This is a genomic window from Pseudomonas sp. BJa5 (assembly GCF_030272875.2).
GTDB lineage: Bacteria > Pseudomonadota > Gammaproteobacteria > Pseudomonadales > Pseudomonadaceae > Aquipseudomonas.
In genome coordinates, this window is record NZ_JALRNG020000005.1 from 159380 (window position 1) to 181717 (window position 22338).

Annotated in this window: 23 protein-coding genes; 2 read left to right on the forward strand and 21 right to left on the reverse strand. The window is 63.3% G+C overall.

The features are described 5' to 3' along the window. The first annotated feature begins 6 nt into the window (after window positions 1–6). Window positions 7–2559 carry a sulfite reductase flavoprotein subunit alpha gene (locus M2D63_RS04695; protein ID WP_285861646.1) on the forward strand — a complete coding sequence of 851 codons (2553 nt, stop codon included), beginning with the start codon at window positions 7–9 and terminating at the stop codon, window positions 2557–2559. Window positions 2560–2637: 78 nt separating this feature from the next. On the opposite strand, the gene M2D63_RS04700 is transcribed toward M2D63_RS04695, so the two are convergent. The 21 genes from M2D63_RS04700 to trmJ all read right to left on the reverse strand — a co-directional run bounded on the left by M2D63_RS04700 (window position 2638) and on the right by trmJ (window position 21271). Further along, complete coding sequence (locus M2D63_RS04700) at window positions 2638–3429, reverse strand: amidohydrolase (protein WP_285861647.1); 792 nt, start codon at window positions 3427–3429, stop codon at window positions 2638–2640. Then, window positions 3417–4565, reverse strand: coding sequence for a pyridoxal phosphate-dependent aminotransferase (locus tag M2D63_RS04705; protein ID WP_285861648.1), 1149 nt, complete (start codon window positions 4563–4565; stop codon window positions 3417–3419). Before M2D63_RS04705 ends, M2D63_RS04700 begins: the two co-directional genes overlap by 13 nt. A 152-nt stretch (window positions 4566–4717) precedes the next feature. After that, window positions 4718–6184, reverse strand: a complete 1467-nt coding sequence (gene der, locus M2D63_RS04710) for a ribosome biogenesis GTPase Der (protein ID WP_285861649.1) — start codon at window positions 6182–6184, stop codon at window positions 4718–4720. A gap of 116 nt (window positions 6185–6300) precedes the next feature. After that, window positions 6301–7452: an outer membrane protein assembly factor BamB gene (gene bamB, locus M2D63_RS04715; RefSeq protein ID WP_285861650.1), complete on the reverse strand. Its 1152-nt coding sequence runs from the start codon at window positions 7450–7452 to the stop codon at window positions 6301–6303. Next, window positions 7445–8086: a tetratricopeptide repeat protein gene (locus M2D63_RS04720; protein WP_285861651.1), complete on the reverse strand. Its 642-nt coding sequence runs from the start codon at window positions 8084–8086 to the stop codon at window positions 7445–7447. The genes bamB and M2D63_RS04720 overlap by 8 nt, the downstream gene beginning before the upstream one ends. A 39-nt stretch (window positions 8087–8125) precedes the next feature. Next, on the reverse strand, window positions 8126–9415 hold the full coding sequence (gene hisS / locus M2D63_RS04725; protein WP_285861652.1) for a histidine--tRNA ligase: 1290 nt from the start codon (window positions 9413–9415) through the stop codon (window positions 8126–8128). Window positions 9416–9439: 24 nt separating this feature from the next. Beyond that, complete coding sequence (gene ispG, locus M2D63_RS04730) at window positions 9440–10549, reverse strand: flavodoxin-dependent (E)-4-hydroxy-3-methylbut-2-enyl-diphosphate synthase (protein WP_285861653.1); 1110 nt, start codon at window positions 10547–10549, stop codon at window positions 9440–9442. A gap of 3 nt (window positions 10550–10552) precedes the next feature. Next, window positions 10553–11581: a RodZ family helix-turn-helix domain-containing protein gene (locus M2D63_RS04735; RefSeq protein ID WP_285861654.1), complete on the reverse strand. Its 1029-nt coding sequence runs from the start codon at window positions 11579–11581 to the stop codon at window positions 10553–10555. Further along, on the reverse strand, window positions 11581–12339 hold the full coding sequence (gene pilW / locus M2D63_RS04740; protein ID WP_285861655.1) for a type IV pilus biogenesis/stability protein PilW: 759 nt from the start codon (window positions 12337–12339) through the stop codon (window positions 11581–11583). Before pilW ends, M2D63_RS04735 begins: the two co-directional genes overlap by 1 nt. Before the next feature lie 13 nt (window positions 12340–12352). Continuing rightward, a complete protein-coding gene (gene rlmN / locus M2D63_RS04745; protein ID WP_285861656.1) occupies window positions 12353–13498 on the reverse strand; it encodes a 23S rRNA (adenine(2503)-C(2))-methyltransferase RlmN in 1146 nt (381 codons plus the stop codon). Between the two features lie 28 nt (window positions 13499–13526). Further along, window positions 13527–13952 carry a nucleoside-diphosphate kinase gene (gene ndk / locus M2D63_RS04750; RefSeq protein ID WP_285861657.1) on the reverse strand — a complete coding sequence of 142 codons (426 nt, stop codon included), beginning with the start codon at window positions 13950–13952 and terminating at the stop codon, window positions 13527–13529. A 90-nt stretch (window positions 13953–14042) separates the two neighbouring features. After that, window positions 14043–14243, reverse strand: coding sequence for a Fe-S cluster assembly protein IscX (iscX, locus tag M2D63_RS04755; RefSeq protein WP_285861658.1), 201 nt, complete (start codon window positions 14241–14243; stop codon window positions 14043–14045). Between the two features lie 13 nt (window positions 14244–14256). Then, entirely contained in the window at window positions 14257–14598 is a 342-nt protein-coding gene (fdx, locus tag M2D63_RS04760; protein ID WP_285861659.1) for an ISC system 2Fe-2S type ferredoxin, read from the reverse strand. 3 nt (window positions 14599–14601) lie between these two features. Beyond that, the gene (hscA, locus tag M2D63_RS04765; protein ID WP_285861660.1) at window positions 14602–16464 is read right to left on the reverse strand and encodes a Fe-S protein assembly chaperone HscA; all 1863 of its coding nucleotides are present in this window, start codon (window positions 16462–16464) and stop codon (window positions 14602–14604) included. Between the two features lie 42 nt (window positions 16465–16506). Continuing rightward, complete coding sequence (gene hscB / locus M2D63_RS04770; RefSeq protein WP_285861661.1) at window positions 16507–17028, reverse strand: co-chaperone HscB; 522 nt, start codon at window positions 17026–17028, stop codon at window positions 16507–16509. Between the two features lie 8 nt (window positions 17029–17036). Further along, window positions 17037–17360 carry an iron-sulfur cluster assembly protein IscA gene (gene iscA / locus M2D63_RS04775; RefSeq protein ID WP_133216614.1) on the reverse strand — a complete coding sequence of 108 codons (324 nt, stop codon included), beginning with the start codon at window positions 17358–17360 and terminating at the stop codon, window positions 17037–17039. Window positions 17361–17388: 28 nt separating this feature from the next. Next, window positions 17389–17775 carry a Fe-S cluster assembly scaffold IscU gene (gene iscU / locus M2D63_RS04780; RefSeq protein ID WP_040261926.1) on the reverse strand — a complete coding sequence of 129 codons (387 nt, stop codon included), beginning with the start codon at window positions 17773–17775 and terminating at the stop codon, window positions 17389–17391. A 46-nt stretch (window positions 17776–17821) separates the two neighbouring features. Next, entirely contained in the window at window positions 17822–19036 is a 1215-nt protein-coding gene (locus M2D63_RS04785) for an IscS subfamily cysteine desulfurase (protein ID WP_285861662.1), read from the reverse strand. A gap of 42 nt (window positions 19037–19078) precedes the next feature. Beyond that, complete coding sequence (gene iscR, locus M2D63_RS04790) at window positions 19079–19570, reverse strand: Fe-S cluster assembly transcriptional regulator IscR (RefSeq protein WP_038614519.1); 492 nt, start codon at window positions 19568–19570, stop codon at window positions 19079–19081. Between the two features lie 153 nt (window positions 19571–19723). Beyond that, window positions 19724–20506 (reverse strand): serine O-acetyltransferase, encoded by a 783-nt coding sequence (cysE, locus tag M2D63_RS04795; protein WP_285861663.1) that lies wholly within the window; start codon window positions 20504–20506, stop codon window positions 19724–19726. Then, window positions 20507–21271 (reverse strand): tRNA (cytosine(32)/uridine(32)-2'-O)-methyltransferase TrmJ, encoded by a 765-nt coding sequence (gene trmJ, locus M2D63_RS04800; protein WP_285861664.1) that lies wholly within the window; start codon window positions 21269–21271, stop codon window positions 20507–20509. 145 nt (window positions 21272–21416) lie between these two features. Between trmJ and suhB the strand changes: the two genes are divergently transcribed. Then, on the forward strand, window positions 21417–22235 hold the full coding sequence (gene suhB, locus M2D63_RS04805; protein ID WP_285861665.1) for an inositol-phosphate phosphatase: 819 nt from the start codon (window positions 21417–21419) through the stop codon (window positions 22233–22235). The last annotated feature ends 103 nt before the right edge of the window (window positions 22236–22338 follow it).

Consider the following 22338-nt stretch of genomic DNA (forward strand, 5'->3'; position numbering starts at 1 on the left):
ATCGATGTGGTGAAGAAATCCCTGTTTCAACTGCACTGGTTCTTCGGGATCACAGCAGGCCTGGTACTGGCCCTGATGGGCATCACCGGCGCTATCTGGTCGTTCCAGGATGAACTGCTGGAGCTGTTCAACCCCGACGTCCTCACGGTTGAAGTGCGCCAGGAAGGTGTGCTGCCGATGCCTGAGCTGGTGCGCAGGATCGAAGCCGAACACGGCGACAAGGTCGCCATGCTCTCGGTGCAGCCCGGCAGCGACAAGGCCGCACGGGTGTTCTTCACCCCGCCGCCCGGTGAGCGTCGGGGCCTGATGCACTATGCCGATCCCTACACCGGCAAGCTGCAGGGCGATGTCGCCGGCCAGGGCTTTTTCGACCTGATGCTGCGACTGCACCGTTTCCTGGCCATGGGCGATACCGGTCGGCAGATCACCGGCGCCTGTACCCTGATGCTGATTTTCTTCTGCCTCTCCGGCCTGTACCTGCGCTGGCCGCGCAAGGCCTTGAACTGGCGCACCTGGCTGACCCTGGACTGGGCCAAGAAAGGCCGTGCGTTCAACTGGGACCTGCATGCCGTGGCCGGCACCTGGTGCCTGCTGTTCTACCTATTGTTCGCCCTCACCGGCCTGTTCTGGTCCTATGAGTGGTATCGCGAAGGCCTGAACAAGCTGCTGGCCGACGGCCCCGCAGCCGGCCAGCAGCACAAGCGCGGCGAAGGCCGCGGTCGTCCTGGCGGTGCACCGGGCAAAGACGCCAAGCCACTGGTGGTCGACTACGAGGCCATCTGGAGCAACCTGCAAACCGCCGCAGGTCCCGGCATGACCAGCTACAACCTGCGCCTGCCGCCAGCTGGCGGGCAACCGGCAACCCTGTTCTACCTGCTGGAGGGGGCCGAACACGAGCGCGCCCTCAACGCCCTGACCATCGACCCGGCCAGCGGCCAGGTGAAAAAGCACGAGCGCTACGCCGACAAGTCGTTCAAGGCCCAGCTACTGGCCAGTGTCTATGCCCTGCATGTGGGCAGCTACTTCGGCCTGACCGGACGCATCCTGGTGACCATCGCCAGCCTGACCATGCCGTTGTTCTTCGTCACCGGCTGGCTGCTCTACCTCGACCGTCGCCGCAAGAAGCGCCAGGTACGCGCCGCCCGCAGCAACCTGGCGCCATCGAGCGGCCAGGGCAAAGGCTGGCTGGTGGGCTTTGCCAGCCAGAGCGGCTTTGCCGAGCAACTGGCCTGGCAGAGCGCCGGCCAGTTGCAGGCCGCCGGCTTGCCGGTACAGGTTCGCCCGCTCGCCGAGCTGACCGAACAGGACCTGCACCAGGCCGAACGGGCTCTGTTCGTCGTCAGTACCTTCGGCGATGGTGAAGCACCGGACAGCGCCCGTGGTTTCGAGCGCAAGGTGCTCGGCCAACCCTGGGCCCTGGAAAAACTGAACTACGCCCTGCTCGCCCTGGGCGATCGCCAGTACCCGCACTTCTGCGGCTTTGCCCATCGCCTGCAGGCCTGGCTCGGCGAACGTGGCGCCACCAGCGCCTTTGCGGCTGTAGAAGTCGACAGCGCCGACCCGGCCGCCTTGCAGCACTGGCAGCAACAGTTGGCGCAGTTGACCGGCAGCACCGCGCCAACGGCATGGAAAGCACCGACCTTTGCCAACTGGACACTGGTCAAGCGCGAGCTGATGAACCCGGGCAGCCAGGGTTCGTCCGTCTACCTGCTGGGCCTCAAGCCCCAGCAGCCCGCGCAATGGGAGCCCGGCGACCTGGTGGAAATCCTGCCGCGTAATAGCGCTCACAGCCTTGAGCTGTTCCTGCGTGGCCTGGGTCTGGACGGTAATGCACAGGTTCTGGTCGAGGGCCTGCAGGAAACCTTGCTCCAGGCGTTGGCCAGCCGTCAGTTACCCAAGAGCCGCGAGCACCTGGTCGGGTTGCACGCCCAGGCGCTGGTGGATTCCCTGATTCCCCTGGCTGCCCGGGAATACTCGATTGCCTCGATCGCCAGCGACGGCGTCCTGGAACTGATCGTGCGCCAGGAACGGCATGCGGACGGCAGCCTGGGCCTGGGCTCCGGCTGGCTGACCGAACACCTGCCGGTGAGCGACAACGTCAGCCTGCGCCTGCGCCGCAACAGCGGCTTCCACCTGCCGGCGCCGGCCACACCGATGATCCTGATCGGCAATGGCACTGGCCTTGCCGGGCTGCGCAGCCTGCTCAAGGGCCGGATTGCCACCGGGGAGCAGCGCAACTGGCTGCTGTTCGGCGAGCGCAACCAGGCCCACGACGCCCTCTGCGGGGAGGAGTTGCATGGCTGGCTGGATAGCGGTGGGCTGGCGCGTCTGGACCTGGCGTTTTCTCGGGACCAGGCCAACAAGGTCTACGTACAGGATCGGTTGCGCGAACAGGCGGATACATTGCGCCGTTGGCTGGATGAAGGCGCATCGATCTACATCTGCGGCAGCCTGCTGGGGATGGCCAGTGGGGTGGATGAGGTGTTGAACGAGGTGCTCGGGGCTGCCGAGGTGGAGCGTCTGATCGAGTTGGGGCGGTATCGGCGGGATGTGTATTAAGGGTTGAGGGAATCATCGCGGGGCAAGCCCGCTCCCACAGGTGTGCTCTGTGGGAGCGGGCTTGCCCCGCGATCGCACTCAATGCAGCTCGAACGTATCGGCATCCAGGTTGGCCGGGAACCGGGTGCGGTAGGCCGCCAGGTCCGCCGCGCTGAGTGTCGCGGTAAACACCCCGTCCGCCTCCCCCGCGCTGAGCAGGCTTTCGCCCTGGAAGTCCAGGACCTGGCTGTCGCCGGTGTAGGCAAACCCCTTGCCGTCGGTGCCGACGCGGTTCACTGCCGCCACATAACACAGGTTCTCGATGCCGCGAGCCGGCAGCAAGCGGTTCCAGTGCTGGCGCCGGGCCGCCGGCCAGTTGGCGGTGTACAGCAGCAGGTCGGTGTCCTGGGCATCACGGCTCCACACCGGGAAGCGCAGGTCGTAGCAGATCAGCGGACGTACCCGCCAACCCTTGATCTCGAACTGCACCTGGCGATCGCCCGGGGTGTAGTGCTTGTGCTCACCGGCCATGCGGAACAGGTGGCGCTTGTCGTAGAACAGGATCTCGCCATCGGGACGGGCCCACAGCAGGCGGTTGCGGTGGCTGCCGTCGGCGGCCTGGATGATTACACTGCCGGTGATCACCGCATCGATTTTCTTGGCCTGGCCCTTGAGCCATTTGTAGGTCGGCCCGTTTTCCGGCTCGGCCTGGCTCTCGGAATCCATGGTAAAGCCGGTGGTGAACATCTCCGGCAGGATGATCAGATCGGCACCCCGGGCCTGCTCCAGCAGGCTTTCGAAGTGATCGTAATTGGCCTGGCGGTCCTGCCAGGCCAGGGTTGTCTGCACCAGGGCCACTTTCAGGTTGGGCAGGGCACTCAGATCGCGCATAGCTTCTCCGCTGCCTGACGCAGCGTCTCCTCGCGTTTGGCAAAACACAGGCGCACCAGGCGCTGCTCGGGAATGGGTTGCTGGTAGAACACCGACACCGGAATGGTTGCCACGCCGTGTTCACGGGTCAGCCACAGGGACATCTCGACATCGTTGAGGTCCGGGCGGATGGCCGAATAGTCGACCAGCTGGAAATAGGTACCCGCCGTACGGGTGAACTGAAAGCGCGATGGCGCCAGCAGGTCGCAGAACAGGTCGCGTTTGGCCTGGTAGAACGCCGGCAACTCTTCGACATGCTCGGGGTGCTCGGCCATGAAGTCGGCCAGGGCCCATTGCAGCGGCGTCACCCCGCAGAAGTTGACGTACTGGTGGACCTTGCGCAGCTCGGCGCTCAGGGCCGGGGGCGCAACCACGTAACCGGTCTTCCAGCCGGTGACGTGGTAGGTCTTGCCGAACGAGCTGACTACGAACGCGCGCGCGTACAGCGCTTCATGGGCCAGCACGCTGGCATGGCGCACGCCATCGAACACCAGGTGTTCATAGACCTCGTCGCTGACCAGGTAGATGTCCCGCTCGGCGATCAGCGCCGCCAGCTTGTCCAGGTCATCGCGGCTGATCACCGCACCGCTCGGGTTGTGCGGCGAGTTGAGAATGATCATGCGCGTACGTGGGCTCAGGGCATCGCTGAGCTTCTGCCAATCGATAGCAAACTGCCCGTCGGTGAGCTGCACATGCACGCAGCGCCCGCCAGCCAGTTCCACCGACGGCTCGTAGCTGTCATAGCTGGGGTCGAAGACAATCACTTCGTCACCGGCACGGATCACCGCATGAATCGCACAGAAGATCGCTTCGGTGGCACCGGGGGTGATGGTGACTTCGTGATCGGCATCGACAGTGACGCCGTAGCTGCGGGCAATCTTGCTCGCCACCTGCTGGCGCAGGGCCGGCAAGCCGGTCATCGGGCAATACTGATTGTGTCCGGCACTGACATGCCGGCCGACCGCATCGAGCAGCGCCTGGGGGCCGTTGAAATCGGGAAAACCCTGGGACAGGTTCAAGGCGCCGGTTTGCGCGGCGAGCTGGGACATGGTGGTAAAGATGGTGGTGCCGACGTTCGGCAACTTGCTGCTGATCATGGAGCCCTCTTTCCTGCAGAACTATCCGGCGGTCGGAATCCGAGCATAGCGGATTGAGCAGTCAGGAAAAAGGTTGTAACGGTCGCAGGCGGGGTTTGCAGGTTCGCGGGGCAAGCCCGCTCCTACAGGGGGAGCGGGCTGCTTGAGGAAAGTTACTTGCGCTTGTCCTTGCGCTTCTTCTCGGCCTTCTTGTGGTGCGACATCAAGCGGCGCTTCTTGTTGACCTGGCGATCGGTCAAGGTGTTCTTGTTGCCTTCATACGGGTTGTCGCTGCCCTTGTACTCGATGCGGATCGGCGTACCGACCAGCTTGAGCACCCGGCGATAGGTGTTCTCCAGGTAACGCGAGTAGGAACGCGGCACCTTCTCGACCTGGTTGCCGTGGATCACGATGATCGGCGGGTTGGCGCCACCCAGGTGGGCGTAGCGCAGCTTGATCCGGCGACCGTTGACCATCGGCGGCTGGTGCTCGCTGACCGCGTCTTCGAGGATCTGGGTCAGGCGGCTGGTCGGCCAGCGGGTGACCGCCGACTTGAACGAGGCCTGCACCGACTTGTACAGGTTGCCCACGCCAGTGCCATGCAGCGCCGAAATGAAGTGGATGTCGGCGAAATCGACGAAGAACAGCCGGCGTTCCAGCTCGGTCTTCACGTAGTCGCGCTCGCCTGGCTGCATGCCGTCCCACTTGTTCAGGGCGATGACGATGGCACGACCGGCTTCCAGGGCGAAGCCCAGCAGGTTCAGGTCATGGTCGACCACGCCTTCGCGGGCGTCCATGACGAAGATCACCACGTTGGCGTCCTTGATCGCCTGCAGGGTCTTCACCACAGAGAATTTTTCGACTTCTTCGTGGATCTTGCCGCGCTTGCGCACCCCGGCGGTGTCGATCAGGGTGTACTTCTCTTCGTCACGCTCGAAGGGAATGTAGATACTGTCGCGGGTGGTGCCCGGCTGGTCGTAGACCACCACGCGCTCTTCGCCGAGCATGCGGTTGACCAGGGTCGACTTGCCGACGTTGGGGCGGCCGATGATGGCAATCTTGATGCCATCTTTCTCGCTCGGGCCCGGGATGCGCGCGGCCTCTTCGCCTTCGGCGACGTCCTCGTCGAGGGCTTCGTCTTCCTTGTCGCGTGGTACTTCACCCAGCACCAGTTCCATCAGGGCATTGATGCCACGGCCCTGGGAGCCGGCCACCGGAATGGCGTTGCCCATGCCCATGGGGGCGAATTCGGCGCGGGCGGTGTCCGGATCGATGTTGTCGATCTTGTTGGCCACCAGGAACGACTGCTTGTTGCGCTTGCGCAGGTGCTCGGCAATCATCTGGTCGGCGGCGGTCATGCCGGCGCGGGCATCGACCAGGAACAATACGTAGTCCGCTTCCTCGATGGCCATCAGCGACTGCTCGGCCATCTTCTCGTCCATGCCCACTTCGTCGCCGGTAATACCACCGGTGTCGATCAGGATGTAGGAACGGCCCTGCCAGCGGGCCTCGCCGTACTGGCGGTCACGGGTCAGGCCCGACAAGTCACCGACGATGGCATCGCGGGTCTTGGTCAGGCGGTTGAACATGGTGGATTTACCGACGTTCGGTCGGCCCACCAGGGCGATTACGGGAACCATGCGGCTCTCCACTGCATAAATTCAGAAAATACAAAGGCCGCTGCACTGCAGCGGCCGGAGTTCGGGCGGCACCCGAAGTGCCGCAGCCCGAGGCCTGCACGGCCTCAAGCATAGCCTCAGCGAATGGTCAGCGCCTCGAGCTTGCCGCTGTTGCCGTACACATAGATGGTGTCACCCACCACCAGCGGACGGGCACGCAGGCCATCGCTATCGATACGCTCGCGACCGACGAAGCGGCCATCGACCTGGCTGAGCAGGTGCAGGTAGCCTTCCAGGTCACCCACCGCCACATAGCTGGAGAACACTTCCGGCGCCGACAGCTGACGACGGGCTAGCGAGTCGTTGCTCCACAGCGCGCTGGAGGAGCGCTCGTCGATGCTTTCCACGGTGCCCGAAGCCAGGCTCACGTAGACGTTGCCGAAGCCCTGGGCCACACCGGTGTAGCTGGAGGCGTCACGCTGCCACAGCACCCGGCCGCTTTCCAGGTCCAGGCCGGCAACCCGACCCTGGTAGCTGGTCACGTACAGGGTGCCGCCGGACAGCAGCAGGCCGCCGTCGATGTCGACAACCCGGTCAAGCTCCGAGCGACCTTGCGGAATGGCAACGCGCTGCTCCCAGACCGGCACGCCGTTCTGGGTGTCCAGGGCGATGACCTTGCCGGTCGACAGGCCAGCGATGGCCAGGCGGTTGGTCACGATCGGCGCACCGGTACCACGCAGGGTCAGTACCGCCGGCGTGCTTTCGTAGATCCAGCGACGGTCACCGGTGCTGGCATCCAGGCCGATCACGCGGTCGTCCTGGGTCTGCACCACCACCACGTCACCGTTGGTGGCAGGCGGCGCCAGGACTTCACTGGTGACCCGCGAACGCCAGCGCTGTTCACCGCTGGTGGCATCCAGGGCAATCACCTCGCCCTTGAGGGTACCGAGCATGACCATGCCGTAACCCACGCCCACGGCGCCGGATACCGGCAGCTCCAGGTCTTTCTTCCAGATCACGTCGCCGGTGTTGCGGTCCAGGGACATCACCACGCCGCTGACATCGGCGGCGTAGATACGATCGTTCTCGATCGCCGGCACCAGCATGTTGAAGGTTTCGCCCTGGCCGTCACCGATCGAACGGCTCCATTGCTTCTTCAGGACCACCTCTTCGGTGAAACTGGTCAGCTCGGCCGGCGGCAATTCCTTTTTGCTGTTGCTGCTGCAGCCCACGGCCAGAAGGGCCAGGCTCAGCACTGCTGCATGTTTCCAACCGATCACGTCAGGCATCCCCTTTGGCCAGGTCGTCGAGCTTGAGTTGCAGGCCACCGATCGCGGCGTCATCCGACAGCGCGGCCTTGGCTTTTTCGTAAGCGGCATGGGCATCGGCAGCGCGGCCGGCCTGAACCAGCAGGTCGCCCTTGAGCTCTTCACGGCTGGCCAGGAACGCCTTGTCGGCATCGCCTTCGAGCAGCTTCAGGGCTTCTTCAACCTTGCTCTGGGCCGCCATGACACGGGCCAGGCGCTGACGGGCGATTTCGCCCAGGGTGGCGTCAGCCGGCTTGTCCATCACCGCCTTGAGTTCGGCGGCGGCGTCGTCCAGCTTGCCGGCATCGACCGCGACCTTGGCCACGAACAGGCTGCCGTACTGGGCATAGGCGCTGCCGCCAAACTCGCTCTTGAGCTTGCCGGACAACTCGGCAACCTTGGCCGCATCCGGTGCGCCAGTCGGCGTCAGGGTGGTTTCCAGCAGGGCCTGATAGAGGTTCGAGGCGCCTTGCGACTGGTTGGCCTGGTATTTCTGGAAGGTTTGCCAGCCGAACACTATCACCAGTGCCAGCAGGCCGCCGGTTACCAGTGGCTTGCCGTTGCGCTGCCACCAGTCCTTGAATGCCGCCAGCTGTTCATCATCGGTACTCGACACCCCAATACTCCTTTTAACCAAATCGGCTGTTGACCCGCTTCACGCCTGCGCGAGGGAAGCTTCCAGGTGCTCTGCCAGAGCATCCCAGGCAATGTTTTGTTGTTCGCCCTGGCCACGCAGGGGTTTGAAACCTACCACTTGTTGCGCCACTTCGTCGTCCCCCAGGATCAAGGCGAACAGCGCCGCACTCTTGTCGGCCTTCTTGAACTGGCTCTTGAAGCTGCCACCGCCGGCGTTGACCTGCAGGCGCAGGTTCGGCAGCCGGTCTCGCAGGCGTTCGCTCAGGGCCAGGCCTGCCAGTTCGGCCTGCTCGCCGACAGCGCACAGGAATACATCGACCTGACGGTTGATCGACTCGGGCACCTGCTCCAGGGTTTCCAGCAGCAGGATCAGGCGCTCGATGCCCATGGCGAAACCGACGCCCGGGGTCGGCTTGCCGCCCATCTGTTCGACCAGGCCGTCATAGCGGCCACCGGCGCAGACGGTGCCCTGGGAGCCGAGCTTGTCGGTAACCCACTCGAACACGGTCTTGCTGTAGTAGTCCAGGCCGCGCACCAGCTTGGTGTTGATCACGAACGGAATGCCGGCGGCATCCAGGCGCGCCTTGAGGCCGTCGAAGTGCACTCGCGACGCTTCGTCCAGGTAGTCTTCAAGCTTCGGCGCACCGACCAGCACCGCCTGGGTGTTGGCGTCCTTGCTGTCGAGGATGCGCAGCGGGTTGCTCTTGAGGCGACGCTGGCTGTCTTCGTCCAGCTGTTCCAGACGCGCCGAGAGGAACTCGACCAGCGCATCGCGGTAACGGGCACGGGCTTCGCTGGTGCCCAGGCTGTTGAGCTCGAGCTTGACCGCGTCGCGAATGCCCAGCAGGCCCCAGAGGCGCCAGGTCAGCATGATCAGCTCGGCGTCGATGTCCGGACCGTCGAGGTTGAAGACTTCCACGCCGATCTGGTGGAACTGGCGATAACGGCCTTTCTGTGGGCGCTCGTGGCGGAACATCTGGCCGATGTACCACAGTTTCTGCACCTGGCCGCTACCGGTGATGCCATGTTCGAGCACGGCACGCACGCAGGCCGCGGTGCCTTCCGGACGCAGGGTCAGGGAGTCGCCGTTGCGGTCGTCGAAGGTGTACATCTCTTTTTCGACGATGTCGGTGACTTCACCGATCGAGCGCTTGAACAGCTCGGTGAACTCGACGATCGGCGTGCGGATCTGGCGATAGCCGTAGGTGTCCAGCAGGCCGGCGACGGTGTTCTCGAAATAGCGCCACAGGGGCGTCTGCTCGGGCAGGATGTCGTTCATGCCACGGATGGCTTGCAGCGATTTGCTCACGGGTAATCCTTACGAATCTGAGTGTCAGCCACGGGCGATCAGGGCCGCGTCGGCTTCGGCCTTTTCGGCCGCCCTCTGGCGGATGAGTTTTTCCAGCTCATCGACCAGGTTGTCGTTGGTCAGCTTCTGCGATGGCTTGCCATCGATGTAGATCAGGTTCGGCGTGCCGCCAGTCAGCCCGACATGGGCTTCCTTGGCCTCGCCCGGACCGTTGACCACGCAACCGATCACGGCCACGTCCATCGGTACCAGCAGGTCTTCCAGGCGCCCTTCCAGCTCGTTCATGGTCTTGACCACATCGAAGTTCTGCCGCGAGCAGCTCGGGCAGGCGATGAAGTTGATGCCACGGGAACGCAGGTGCAGGGACTTGAGGATGTCGTAGCCGACTTTCACTTCCTCGACCGGGTCTGCCGCCAGGGAAATGCGAATGGTATCGCCAATCCCTTCGGCGAGCAGCATACCGAGGCCGACCGCGGATTTCACCGTGCCCGAACGCAGGCCACCGGCTTCGGTGATGCCCAGGTGCAGCGGCTGAACGATCTGCTTGGCCAGCAGGCGGTAGGCTTCGACGGCCATGAACACGTCGGAGGCCTTGACGCTGACCTTGAAGTCCTGGAAATCCAGGCGGTCGAGGTGCTCTACGTGGCGCAATGCCGACTCGACCAGGGCGGCCGGGGTCGGCTCGCCGTATTTCTTCTGCAGGTCCTTTTCCAGGGAACCGGCGTTGACGCCGATGCGGATCGGGATACCGCGGTCGCGGGCGGCATCGACCACCGCGCGCACCCGGTCTTCGCGACCGATGTTGCCCGGGTTGATACGCAGGCAATCGACGCCCAGCTCGGCCACGCGCAAGGCAATGCGGTAGTCGAAGTGGATGTCGGCGACCAGCGGCACGCTGACCAGCTGCTTGATCCGGCCGAAGGCCTCGGCGGCGTCCATGTCCGGCACCGAGACGCGCACGATATCGACGCCGGCATCGACCAGGCGGTTGATCTGCGCCACGGTGGCGGCGACGTCATTGGTGTCGGTGTTGGTCATGCTCTGGACGGCGATGGGAGCATCACCGCCGACAGGCACATTACCCACCCAGATTTTTCGGGATTCGCGACGTTTGATCGGAGATTCGCCGTGCATGACTTATTGTCCCAACTTCAGGCGAGCAGTTTCGCCACTGGTAAACGGCTTGATGTCGACGGCCTGACCGTTGTAGCTGACCTGCACGCCACGGGCAAAGCCCAGGCGTACGGAGAACGGCGGCTTGCCGTTCAGGTCCAGGCTGTCGCCCTTGCGCTTGATGGCGCTGAACAGCACCTTGCCATTGCCGTCGGTGACCGAGGTCCAGCAATCGGCGGTGAATTGCATGTGCAACTGGCCGCTGCCAGCCGCTACCGGAGCCGCCGGGGCTGGCGCCACGGGCGCAGCAGGTGCACTGGCGACGACGACCGGTGCCACAGGGGCGACCGGAGCTGGGGCTGGAGCCGGAACCACCGCTACCGGGGCAACCGGGGTAGTGGTAACCGGTGTAGCCGGTGCTACCGGGCTGGCCGGCACCACTGCTGCCGGGGCTTCAGCCGCCGGCTGCTCGGTCGAGGCCGGGGCCTGTTCCAGGTTCAGCGGCGTGCTTTCCGGCTGCTGGGAGGCGTTGACCGCCTGGTCTTCCGGCTCGTCCAGCGGATGAATCTGGGTGGTGCCGTCGGCGCTTTCGACCTCGACATGCTCCAGGGCCATGTTGACCAGGTCCTTGCCACGCTGGCTGCTCTGGTCCTGCCACCAGAAGAAGCCGCCACCGATCACCACCACCAGGATCACCAGGCTGACCACACGCAGGATATTGTGCGACAGGCGCACCGGCTCCTCGATGCGGCCCAGGGCATGCACTTCGCTGCCTTGGGCGTGGGTGCCGGTGCAGCGGTCGAAGGCCTGCACCAGGGCGGCCTGGTCCATGTCCAGCAGTTTGGCGTAAGCGCGGATGTAGCCGCGGGCAAAGGTGTGCCCAGGCAGCTTGTCGAAGGCGCCGGCTTCAAGATTGTTCAACGAGGACACGGTCAGGTTGAGCTTGCGGGCCACTTCGGCCTGCGACAGGCTCCGGCTCTCACGGGCCTGACGCAAAATCTCGCCTGGATTCTCGCGAGTCGCTGCTGCTACTTCGGGATGCGCCGCTTTCATCATTGCTCCGACAGGTATTGCTGATATTCCGGCGAACCGGGATAAAGTCGTTGTAATTGCAGGCCCATATCGGCGGCCTTGTTCCGTTCTTCGAAGACACTGGCCAGGCGACTGCCCAGCAACAGGCTGCGGGCACTGTGGTCGCTCAGCTGGCTGAAACGATCGAAGTAGTCACGGGCCGGCACATAATGCCTGTCTTCGTAAGACAACTCAGCCATTTCCAGCAACGCGCGCGGTTGCTGCTGGTTGAGTCGCAAAGCTTTTACCAGGTAGGCCTGCGCCTGTTCGCGCTGGCCGAGCCTCAAGGCCGTCAGGCCGAGGTTTTCGAACACCCTGGAACGCTCAGGATACAGCGTATCGGTCGCGGCTTGGGCAAACATCTGCTGCGCTTGCGCGAATTGCCCCTGAGCATAAAGGAAACTGCCGTAGTTGTTCTGGATCCGCGTGTCCTGCGGGCGACTGGCCAGGGCCTTGCGAAAGTGCGTCTCGGCAAGCCTTGCCTCGTCCTCGGCCTGATAGACCAAAGCCAGGGCAGCGTTGGCGGCGGCATCCTGGCTATCGATATCGAGGGCTTTTTTCAGCGGCCCCCTGGCCTGTTCGGTCAAACCTTGTTGCAAATAACCCAACCCCAACTGCACGTAGGCCTGCACGGCCTGTGCCCTACCCTCGCGACTGACGAGCGCGTCCGGACTCCCGCCCGACACGCAGCCTGCAAGCAGGGCGAGCGACAGGATCGACAGCGCAACGCGCAGGGTCATGGAGATCCTCTCTTCAGTTCCGTGCAGCGCTGTCTTGCATATCGCTGTCGGCGTTCAGCTGACGTACGGCGATATAGCGCTCGCTACGGCGGGTGCGGTCCATCACCTGGCCGACCAACTGGCCGCAGGCCGCGTCGATGTCTTCACCACGGGTGGTGCGCACCGTCACGTTGAAGCCGGCGTGGTGCAGGTGATCCTGGAACCGGCGGATGGCGTTGTTGCTCGGCCGCTCGTAACCGGAATGCGGGAACGGGTTGAACGGGATGAGGTTGATCTTGCACGGCACGTTCTTGAGCAGCTCGGCCATTTCCACGGCGTGTTCGAGCTTGTCGTTGACGTCCTTGAGCAGGGTGTACTCGATGGTCAGCACACGCTTTTCGCCGAGTTCCGACATGTAGCGCATGCACGAATCCAGCACGACCTTGAGCGGGTACTTCTTGTTGATCGGCACCAGTTCGTTGCGCAGCGCGTCGTTCGGCGCGTGCAGCGACAGGGCCAGGGAGACGTCGATGTGCTTGGCCAGCTCATCGATCATCGGCACCACGCCGGAGGTGGACAGGGTCACCCGGCGCTTGGAAATGCCATAGCCGAGGTCGTCCATCATCAGGTGCATGGCGGCGACCACGTTGTCGAAGTTCAGCAGCGGCTCACCCATGCCCATCATCACCACGTTGGTGATGGCACGGTCGATGGTAGCCGGAACACTGCCGAACGACTTGTTGGCAATCCACACCTGGCCGATGACTTCGGCGGCGGTGAGGTTGCTGTTGAATCCTTGCTTGCCGGTGGAGCAGAAACTGCAGTCCAGGGCGCAACCGGCCTGGGACGAGACACACAGCGTGCCACGCTTGCCCTGGGGGATGTACACGGTCTCGACGCAGCTGCCGGACGCCACGCGCACCACCCATTTGCGGGTGCCGTCGCTGGAGATGTCCTCGCTGACCACTTCCGGACCGCGAATCTCGGCAACCGCCTTGAGCTTTTCGCGCAGGGCCTTGCCGACGTTGGTCATGGCGTCGAAATCATCGACGCCAAAGTGGTGAATCCATTTCATTACCTGACCGGCACGGAAGCGCTTCTCCCCGATTGAGTCGAAGAATTTTTCCATTTCCGGCTGGGTCAGCCCCAACAGGTTAGTTTTGCCAGCAGATGTCGTCATGGATTCACCCTCACCCGTAAGCCTTGGCTTAGCGAGTGGTTACCTCGGTAGCTGCGAAGAAGTAAGCGATTTCGCGAGCAGCAGCGGCTTCGGAGTCCGAACCGTGAACGGCGTTGGCGTCGATGGACTCGGCGAAGTCGGCGCGGATGGTGCCAGGAGCAGCTTCTTTAGGGTTGGTAGCGCCCATCAGCTCGCGGTTGCGAACGATGGCGTTCTCGCCTTCCAGAACCTGGACAACGACTGGGCCGGAAGTCATGAAGGCAACCAGGTCAGCGAAGAAACCGCGCTCTTTGTGCTCGGCGTAGAAGCCTTCGGCTTCGGCTTTGGACAGTTGCTTGATTTTCGAAGCAACGATTTTCAGGCCGGCGTCTTCGAAGCGGGTGGTGATCTTGCCGATCACGTTCTTGGCAACGGCGTCAGGCTTGATGATCGAGAAAGTACGTTGAACAGCCATGGAAAACTCCAGAAACGTTAAGTGAAGCGAAAAATTAAACCCGCGAATTATACGCGGGTTCCGGGGGATTGCCTAACCTGCTGAGTGCGCTCAGTCGGCTTCTTCGATCCAGGCCGCCTGGATGGCTTCGAGAACCTTCTCGCCGCCACGTTGCGGATCGTCACTGAACTCCGGCAATGCCAGCACCCAAGCGTGCAGGTCGACGAAATTCACGTAACGAGGATCGACTTCCGGCTTGCTTTCGGCAAGCTGGATTGCAATTTCAAGTACATCAATCCATTTCAAGCTCATGCTGACTCCGGGATCAATGCGGCGCTTCGGCGGCGTGGTTGAGCGAGTATTTCGGGATCTCGACGGTCAGGTCCTCGGTGCCGACCTTGGCCTGGCAGGTCAGGCGCGAGGTAGGCTCCAGGCCCCAGGCACGATCGAGATAGTCTTCTTCCAGCTCGTCGGCCTCATTCAGCGAGTTGAAGCCCTCGCGAATGACACAGTGGCACGTGGTGCAGGCGCAGACGCCGCCGCAGGCGCTCTCGATCTCGATGTGGTTGTCATGGGCCACTTCAAGAATGGACTTACCGGTTTCAGCCTCCACCACCATCCCATCCGGACAGAACCTCTCGTGGGGCAGAAAAATCACCTGCGGCATCAGTTACTCCTCGATCTCATTCAGGTTGCGCCCGGCCAACGCGGCTTTTACCGTCGAATCAAGGCGACGGGCGGCAAAGGCATCGGTCACTTGCGACAGACGCTTGGTCTGCTGCTCGATGGCCGCGCCATCGGTACCGGTGATCAAATCACGCAATTCTTGCATCTGGTGCTCGATAGCCAGACGCTCCTCTGCGTCCAGCAGCCGGTCGCCGTCGGCGTCCAGCGCGCCCTGCACCGCTTCGAGCAGGCGCTCGGCGTCGACCTGGTGCTCGCGCAGCTGGCGCGCCACCTTGTCGAAACCGGCATGTTCGAAAGAGTCCTTGAGCATGCGGGCGATTTCGCCGTCGGTCAGGCCGTAGGACGGCTTGACCTGGATGCTCGACTCGACCCCCGAACCCAGCTCACGGGCCGAGACGCTGAGCAGGCCGTCGGCGTCGACCTGGAAGGTCACGCGGATCTTCGCCGCACCGGCGACCATAGCCGGAATGCCGCGTAGCTCGAAACGGGCCAGGGAACGGCAGTCGCTGATCAGTTCGCGCTCACCCTGGAGCACGTGGATCATCATCGCCGACTGGCCATCCTTGTAGGTGGTGAATTCCTGGGCACGGGCGACCGGGATGGTGGTGTTGCGCGGAATCACCTTCTCCATCAGCCCGCCCATGGTCTCAAGCCCCAGGGACAACGGAATCACGTCCAGCAGCAGCAACTCGCCACCATCACGGCGGTTGCCGGCCAGGGTATCGGCCTGGATCGCGGCGCCGATGGCGACCACCTGGTCCGGGTCGATCTCGGTCAGCGGGGTACGGCCAAACAGTGCACCGACCGCCTCGCGCACGCGCGGCACGCGGGTCGAACCACCGACCATGACCACCGCGCCGACTTCCTCCAGCTCGATGCCACTGTCGCGCACGGCGCGGCGGCAGGCCTTGAGGCTGCGGGCAATCATTGGTTCGATCAGGGCATCGAAAGCGGCACGGGTCAGCTCGGCCTGCCAGTTGCCATAGGTGACCTGGACCGCATCGGCATCGGTCAGGGCTTCCTTGGCGGCACAGGCGGTTTCCAGCAGCTGGCGCTGGGCACCCGGATCGAGGTCCGAGGACAGGCCGGCCTGCTCGACGATCCAGCTGGCAATCGCGTGGTCGAAATCATCGCCGCCCAGGGCGCTGTCGCCACCGGTAGCCAGCACCTCGAACACACCGCCGGTCAGGCGCAGGATCGAAATGTCGAACGTGCCACCACCCAGGTCGTAGATGGCCACCAGGCCTTCGGCATTCTGGTCCAGGCCATAGGCGACCGCCGCGGCAGTCGGCTCGTTGAGCAGGCGCAGCACATTCAGGCCGGCCAGGCGCGCAGCGTCCTTGGTGGCCTGGCGCTGGGCGTCGTCGAAGTAGGCCGGCACGGTAATCACCGCTCCTACCAGCTCACCGCCGAGGGTTTCTTCGGCACGCTGGCGCAGCACCTTGAGGATGTCGGCCGAGACTTCGACCGGGCTCTTGGCGCCCTGGACGGTGTCGATGAACGGCATGTGCGACTCGCCACCAACGAAGCGGTAGGGCAACTGCTCACCCAACTGCTTGACGTCAGCCAGGCCACGACCCATCAGGCGCTTGACCGACAGCACGGTGTTGAGCGGGTCGCTGGAGGCGGCATCGCGTGCGACCTGGCCGACGTCGATGCGGTCGGCGTGGTAGCGCACCGCAGACGGCAGGATGACCTTGCCCTGTGCATCGGGCAGGGGCTCGCTGCGGCCGCTGCGCAGGGCTGCAACCAGGGAGTTGGTGGTGCCAAGGTCGATACCCACCGCCAGGCGGCGCTGGTGCGGTTGAGGGCTCTGACCGGGTTCGGCGATCTGCAGTAGGGCCATGCTTATCTGAATACCAGGGGCGCCGCCAAAGGCAGCGCCGGGTTAATCGTCGAGGCGCTCTTCCAGCTGGCGCACTTCATAGGCGAGCTTGTCGAGAAACTGCATGCGGCGCATCAGGCGTTCGGCCTGGTCGCGCTGGGCAGGATCGTTCCAGCAGGCGGCGAAGTCCTCGTTGAGCGCTTCCTGGGCGACTTTCAAGCGACGCTTGAAGACGGCGACACCATCGAGGTCGGCACTGTCCTGCAGGTCTTCGAGCTCTTCGCGCAATTGCATCTGCTGCAGCAGGAACTCGGGATCATGGACGGTGACTTCCTGCGGCACTTCATGACCGCCGATCGCCAACAGGTAGCGGGCACGCCGGGGCGCGCTCTTGAGTGTCTGGTACGCCTCGTTCAACGCAGCCGAACGCTCCAGCGCAATGCGCTGTTCACGTTCGGAAGCATCGGCGAAGCGATCCGGATGAACCTCGCGGGCCAGCTCGCGATAGCGAACGGCCAGTTTGTCGAGGTCCAGGCGGAAGCCAGGTTGCAGGTCAAACAGGGCGAAATGACAAGGAGTACCCACGCGCAGCCTCAGACGTTGAAGCTTTCGCCGCAGCCACACTCACCGCGCACGTTGGGGTTGTTGAACTTGAAGCCTTCGTTCAACCCTTCCTTGACGAAATCCAGTTCGGTACCGTCGAGGTACGTCAGGCTTTTCGGGTCGATGATCACTTTCTGGCCATGACTTTCGAAGACCTGGTCTTCATCGGCCAGCTCATCGACGAACTCCAGCACATAGGCCAGGCCCGAGCAGCCGGTGGTACGCACGCCAAGGCGAATGCCAACGCCTTTGCCGCGTCCGTCAAGGGAGCGGCGCACGTGGTTGGCGGCCGCCTCTGTCATGCTGATAGCCATCGAAACTCCTTACCTGCAACAGGCGAACTTAGAGCAAACCTTTCTTCTGCTTGTAATCGCGTACGGCCGCCTTGATGGCGTCCTCGGCGAGCACCGAGCAGTGGATCTTGACCGGCGGCAACGCCAGTTCTTCGGCCAGCTGGGTGTTCTTGATGGTTTCGGCTTCGTCCAGGGTCTTGCCCTTCATCCACTCGGTGGCCAGGGAGCTGGAGGCGATGGCCGAACCACAGCCGTAGGTCTTGAACTTGGCGTCTTCGATAACGCCCTGCTCGTTGACCTTGATTTGCAGGCGCATTACGTCGCCGCACGCCGGGGCGCCGACCATGCCGGTGCCGACGTCCGGATCTTCGGCATCCATCTTGCCGACGTTACGCGGGTTTTCGTAGTGGTCGATGACCTTTTCACTGTAAGCCATGGTGCAATTCCTTCCTCATCAGAGAGCCGCTCTTGCCGGCGACTACTTAGTGCGCAGCCCACTCGATCTTGGAGATGTCGACGCCGTCTTTGTACATATCCCACAGCGGCGACAGTTCGCGCAGCTTGGTTACGGCCTCGCAGACTTTCTGCGCGGCGTAGTCGATTTCTTCTTCGGTGGTGAAGCGACCGAAGGTGAAGCGGATGGAGCTGTGAGCCAGTTCGTCGTTGCGGCCCAGGGCGCGCAGTACGTAGGACGGTTCCAGCGAGGCCGAGGTACAGGCCGAACCGGAAGACACTGCCAGGTCCTTGAGGGCCATGATCAGCGACTCGCCTTCGACGTAGTTGAAGCTCAGGTTCAGGTTGTGCGGGATGCGCGCGCTCATGCTGCCGTTGATGTACAGCTCTTCCAGGCCTTCGACCTGCTTGTAGAAGCGGTCGCTCAGGGCCTTGATGCGCACGTTCTCGCTGGCCATCAGTTCCTTGGCGATGGCGAAGGCTTCACCCATGCCGACGATCTGGTGGGTGGCCAGGGTACCCGAACGCATGCCGCGCTCGTGACCGCCGCCGTGCATGGTGGCTTCCAGGCGCACGCGAGGCTTGCGGCCGACATACAGCGCGCCGATGCCTTTAGGACCGTAGGTCTTGTGCGCGGAGAACGACATCAGGTCGACTTTCAGCGCCTGCAGGTCGATTTCGACCTTGCCGGTGGACTGCGCGGCATCGACGTGGAACAGGACGCCGCGAGCGCGGGTCAGCTCGCCGATGGCAGCGATGTCGTTGATGGTGCCGATTTCATTGTTCACATGCATGATCGAGACCAGGATGGTGTCGTCACGCAGGGCAGCTTCAACCATGGCCGGGGTGATCAGGCCATCGGCGCCCGGCTCGAGGTAGGTGACTTCGAAGCCTTCACGCTCCAGCTGGCGCGTGCTGTCCAGGACCGCCTTGTGCTCGATCTTGGAGGTGATCAGGTGCTTGCCCTTGGTGCCGTAGAAGTGCGCGACGCCCTTGATTGCCAGGTTGTCGGACTCGGTTGCACCGCTGGTCCAGACAATTTCCCGCGGATCGGCGTTGACCAGGTCGGCGACCTGGCGGCGAGCGTTCTCGACCGCTTCCTCGGCTTTCCAGCCAAAGACGTGGGAGCGCGACGCCGGGTTACCGAAGTTCCCGTCGACCAGCAGGCAGTCGCTCATCTTCTGGGCAACGCGTGGATCGACCGGGGTGGTCGCGGAGTAATCGAGGTAAATCGGCAACTTCATTGAATATCTCCTATCAGGCGGTCGCGCCGCGCGTCGAAACGGTCATTCGACGGCGGACGTCTCAATCTTGTCCAGCTGCGGTGCCCGGCCTGCGATACGACGCAGGTCCTGGCGCTGGGCGACTTCTTGTACCTCACGGCGAGTGACAAGGTCAGCCAGGCTGATGCCGCTGAGAAACTCGTGAATCTGCTGACTCAGGTCACACCACAGGTGGTGGGTCAGGCAGGTGTCGCCAGCGTGGCAGTCACCCAAACCCTGGCAGCGTGTGGCGTCGACCGATTCGTTGACCGCATCGATGACCTGGGCGACCTGAATGCTCTCCATGCTTCGCGACAGCTGATAGCCGCCGCCAGGGCCGCGCACACTGGAAACCAGGCTGCTACGGCGCAGCTTTGCAAACAGCTGCTCCAGATAAGAGAGGGAAATGCCTTGGCGTTCGGAAATGTCGGCCAGAGACACCGGCCCATGCTGCGCGTGCAACGCCAGGTCGAGCATGGCGGTCACGGCGTATCGGCCTTTTGTAGTCAGTCGCATGGCTAGTAGGTACCACGGGGTTACGGGATGGGAGCGAGTATGCTATTCCCGAGCATTTAAGTCAACTATAAGACCTAGTGCTTTAGTCGGGTTTGCCGCGGGAGGGCGGCCGAATGATAGCAAACTAAGGGGCGCTTGCGCACGCCCCTTCTGTCACTGCGCAGGCGAGTTGCTGCGCGCCTCATCCTTGATCTCGGCGAAGTCCTCTTCGCGCAGTGCAGGCAACTCTTTGGCGCAGTAGTCACTGCCGAGGTTCTTCAGGGCACCGCACATATCCTCCAGGCGCCCGTCGACCGCCTGCAGGTGATCGAGCAACTGACCGATGGCGCGGGCCACCGGGTCGGGCATGTCCTCGCTGACCCCGTAGGCATCGAAGCCGATCTTCTCGGCCATGGCCTTGCGCCGGGCCTCCACGCCATCGTCGGTCTTGACGATGATCCGCCCGGGAATGCCAACCGCGGTAGCGCCTGCCGGCACCGCCTTGGTCACCACCGCATTGGAGCCGATCTTGGCCCCGGCACCGACCGTGAACGGCCCCAGCACCTTGGCCCCGGCACCGACCACCACGCCGTCTTCCAGGGTCGGGTGACGCTTGCCCTTGTTCCAGCTGGTACCGCCCAGGGTCACGCCCTGGTACAGGGTGACGTCATCGCCGATCTCGGCGGTTTCGCCGATGACAATACCCATGCCATGGTCGATGAAGAAGCGCCGGCCGACCTTGGCCCCCGGGTGGATCTCGATGCCAGTCATCCAGCGGCCGAAGTTCGACACCAGCCGCGCCAGCCATTTCCAGTCGCGCTTCCACAGGGCATGAGCGCCGCGGTGCAGCCAGATGGCGTGCATGCCCGGGTAGCAGGTCAATACTTCAAAGGCATTGCGCGCCGCCGGGTCACGGTGGAAAACGCTCTGGATATCTTCACGCAGACGCTCGAACATCTATTGATCCTTCCGCTTATGCGGCTCGCCCCGGACCACTTTCTGGGTTTCCGTGAGGATGCCGCGCAAAATACTCATTTCCGAACGGTTGACCGCGCTGCGGCCATAGAGCCGGCGCAAGCGCGGCATCAGGTGCTTGGGCTTTTGCGGGTCGAGGAAGCCGATCTCCACCAGGGTCTTTTCCAGGTGCTCGTAGAACAGCTCCATTTCATCCATGGTCGCCAGCTCTTCGCTGCCCGCCTCGGGCTTTTGCACCTTCGGCGCCTGACCTTCGACCGCCAGCCAGGCCATGCGCACCTCATAAGCCAGTACCTGCACCGCCGCCGCCAGGTTCAGCGAGCTGAAGTCGGGATTGGACGGGATGTGCACATGGAAGTGACAGCGCTGCAGTTCTTCGTTGGTCAGGCCCGCATGCTCACGACCGAACACCAGGGCGATCTCCATGCCCTGGGCGGCCTGCTCGATGACCTTGGTGCCGCACTCGCGCGGATCGACCAGCGGCCAGGGTAGGCGGCGGTCACGGGCACTGGTGCCGAGCACCAGGTTGCAACCGACCAGTGCCTCTTCGAGGGTGGCCACCACCTGGGTGCCAGCCAGCACATCGTCGGCACCGGAGGCACGGGCATCGGCCTCGGGCGACGGGAAATCCAGCGGGTCGACCAGCACCAGGCGCGACAAGCCCATGTTTTTCATGGCACGCGCAGCGCCGCCGATATTGCCGGGGTGGCTGGTATTGACCAGAACAACACGAATATTTTGCAGCAAGGCAGGCGCTCACAGACACGGAAAAGAAGGAGCAAATCTTACCCAACCGTCCGACTTTACGCTACGAAAGCAAATGTCACACTTCTTCGCGCAAAGTTTTCTGCTAGAATGTTCGGCTTTCTTTAACGACCCAGGTGAAACGTCCATGCAGCCCATGCTGAATATCGCGCTGCGCGCCGCCCGCAGCGCCAGTGAATTGATTTTCCGCTCCATCGAGCGCCTGGATAGCATCAAGGTTGATGAAAAGGACGCCAAGGATTACGTCTCGGAAGTCGATCGTGCTGCCGAGCAAAGCATCATCAATGCCCTGCGCAAGGCCTACCCGAACCACACCATCCGTGGCGAGGAAACCGGCCTGCACGCTGGCAGCGGCGAAGAAGGCAAGGACTACGAGTGGATCATCGATCCGCTGGACGGCACCACCAACTTCCTGCGTGGCGTTCCGCACTTTGCTGTCAGCATCGCCTGCAAATACCGTGGCCGCCTTGAGCACGCCGTGGTTCTGGACCCTGTCCGCCAGGAAGAATTCACCGCCAGCCGTGGCCGTGGCGCCCAGCTGAACGGCCGTCGCCTGCGCGTCAGCCCTCGCACCAGCCTGGAAGGCGCCCTGCTGGGTACCGGCTTCCCGTTCCGCGACAACCAGATGGCTGACCTGGACAACTACCTGGGCATGTTCCGCGCCCTGGTCGGCCAGACCGCCGGCATCCGCCGCGCCGGTGCTGCCAGCCTGGACCTGGCCTACGTGGCTGCCGGTCGTTTCGATGCCTTCTGGGAATCGGGTCTGTCGGAATGGGACATGGCGGCAGGCACTCTGCTGATCCAGGAAGCCGGCGGCCTGGTGAGCGACTTCACCGGCGGCCACGACTTCCTCGAGAAGGGCCACATCGTTGCCGGCAACACCAAGTGCTTCAAGGCCGTACTGACTGCTATCCAGCCGCACCTGCCTGCCTCGATCAAGCGCTGAGTTTCGATCGGGCAGTAAAAAAGCACCCCTCGGGGTGCTTTTTTTATGCGGTGAATTCATCGCGGGGCAAGCCCGCTCCCACCCTGTAGGAGCGGGCTTGCCC

Bases quoted from the DNA above. Each gene is read 5' to 3' on its own strand.
- ndk (WP_285861657.1), bottom strand. From the start codon at position 13,952: ATGGCTGTTCAACGTACTTTCTCGATCATCAAGCCTGACGCCGTTGCC.
- hscA (WP_285861660.1), bottom strand. From the start codon at position 16,464: ATGGCCCTACTGCAGATCGCCGAACCCGGTCAGAGCCCTCAACCGCAC.
- ispG (WP_285861653.1), bottom strand. From the start codon at position 10,549: ATGCACGGCGAATCTCCGATCAAACGTCGCGAATCCCGAAAAATCTGG.
- iscR (WP_038614519.1), bottom strand. From the start codon at position 19,570: ATGCGACTGACTACAAAAGGCCGATACGCCGTGACCGCCATGCTCGAC.
- iscA (WP_133216614.1), bottom strand. From the start codon at position 17,360: ATGGCTATCAGCATGACAGAGGCGGCCGCCAACCACGTGCGCCGCTCC.
- M2D63_RS04705 (WP_285861648.1), bottom strand. From the start codon at position 4,565: ATGATCAGCAGCAAGTTGCCGAACGTCGGCACCACCATCTTTACCACC.
- suhB (WP_285861665.1), top strand. From the start codon at position 21,417: ATGCAGCCCATGCTGAATATCGCGCTGCGCGCCGCCCGCAGCGCCAGT.
- M2D63_RS04735 (WP_285861654.1), bottom strand. From the start codon at position 11,581: ATGAAAGCGGCGCATCCCGAAGTAGCAGCAGCGACTCGCGAGAATCCA.
- rlmN (WP_285861656.1), bottom strand. From the start codon at position 13,498: ATGACGACATCTGCTGGCAAAACTAACCTGTTGGGGCTGACCCAGCCG.
- cysE (WP_285861663.1), bottom strand. From the start codon at position 20,506: ATGTTCGAGCGTCTGCGTGAAGATATCCAGAGCGTTTTCCACCGTGAC.
- iscX (WP_285861658.1), bottom strand. From the start codon at position 14,243: ATGAGCTTGAAATGGATTGATGTACTTGAAATTGCAATCCAGCTTGCC.
- pilW (WP_285861655.1), bottom strand. From the start codon at position 12,339: ATGACCCTGCGCGTTGCGCTGTCGATCCTGTCGCTCGCCCTGCTTGCA.
- bamB (WP_285861650.1), bottom strand. From the start codon at position 7,452: ATGCCTGACGTGATCGGTTGGAAACATGCAGCAGTGCTGAGCCTGGCC.
- iscU (WP_040261926.1), bottom strand. From the start codon at position 17,775: ATGGCTTACAGTGAAAAGGTCATCGACCACTACGAAAACCCGCGTAAC.
- M2D63_RS04700 (WP_285861647.1), bottom strand. From the start codon at position 3,429: ATGCGCGATCTGAGTGCCCTGCCCAACCTGAAAGTGGCCCTGGTGCAG.
- fdx (WP_285861659.1), bottom strand. From the start codon at position 14,598: ATGCCGCAGGTGATTTTTCTGCCCCACGAGAGGTTCTGTCCGGATGGG.
- M2D63_RS04785 (WP_285861662.1), bottom strand. From the start codon at position 19,036: ATGAAGTTGCCGATTTACCTCGATTACTCCGCGACCACCCCGGTCGAT.
- der (WP_285861649.1), bottom strand. From the start codon at position 6,184: ATGGTTCCCGTAATCGCCCTGGTGGGCCGACCGAACGTCGGTAAATCC.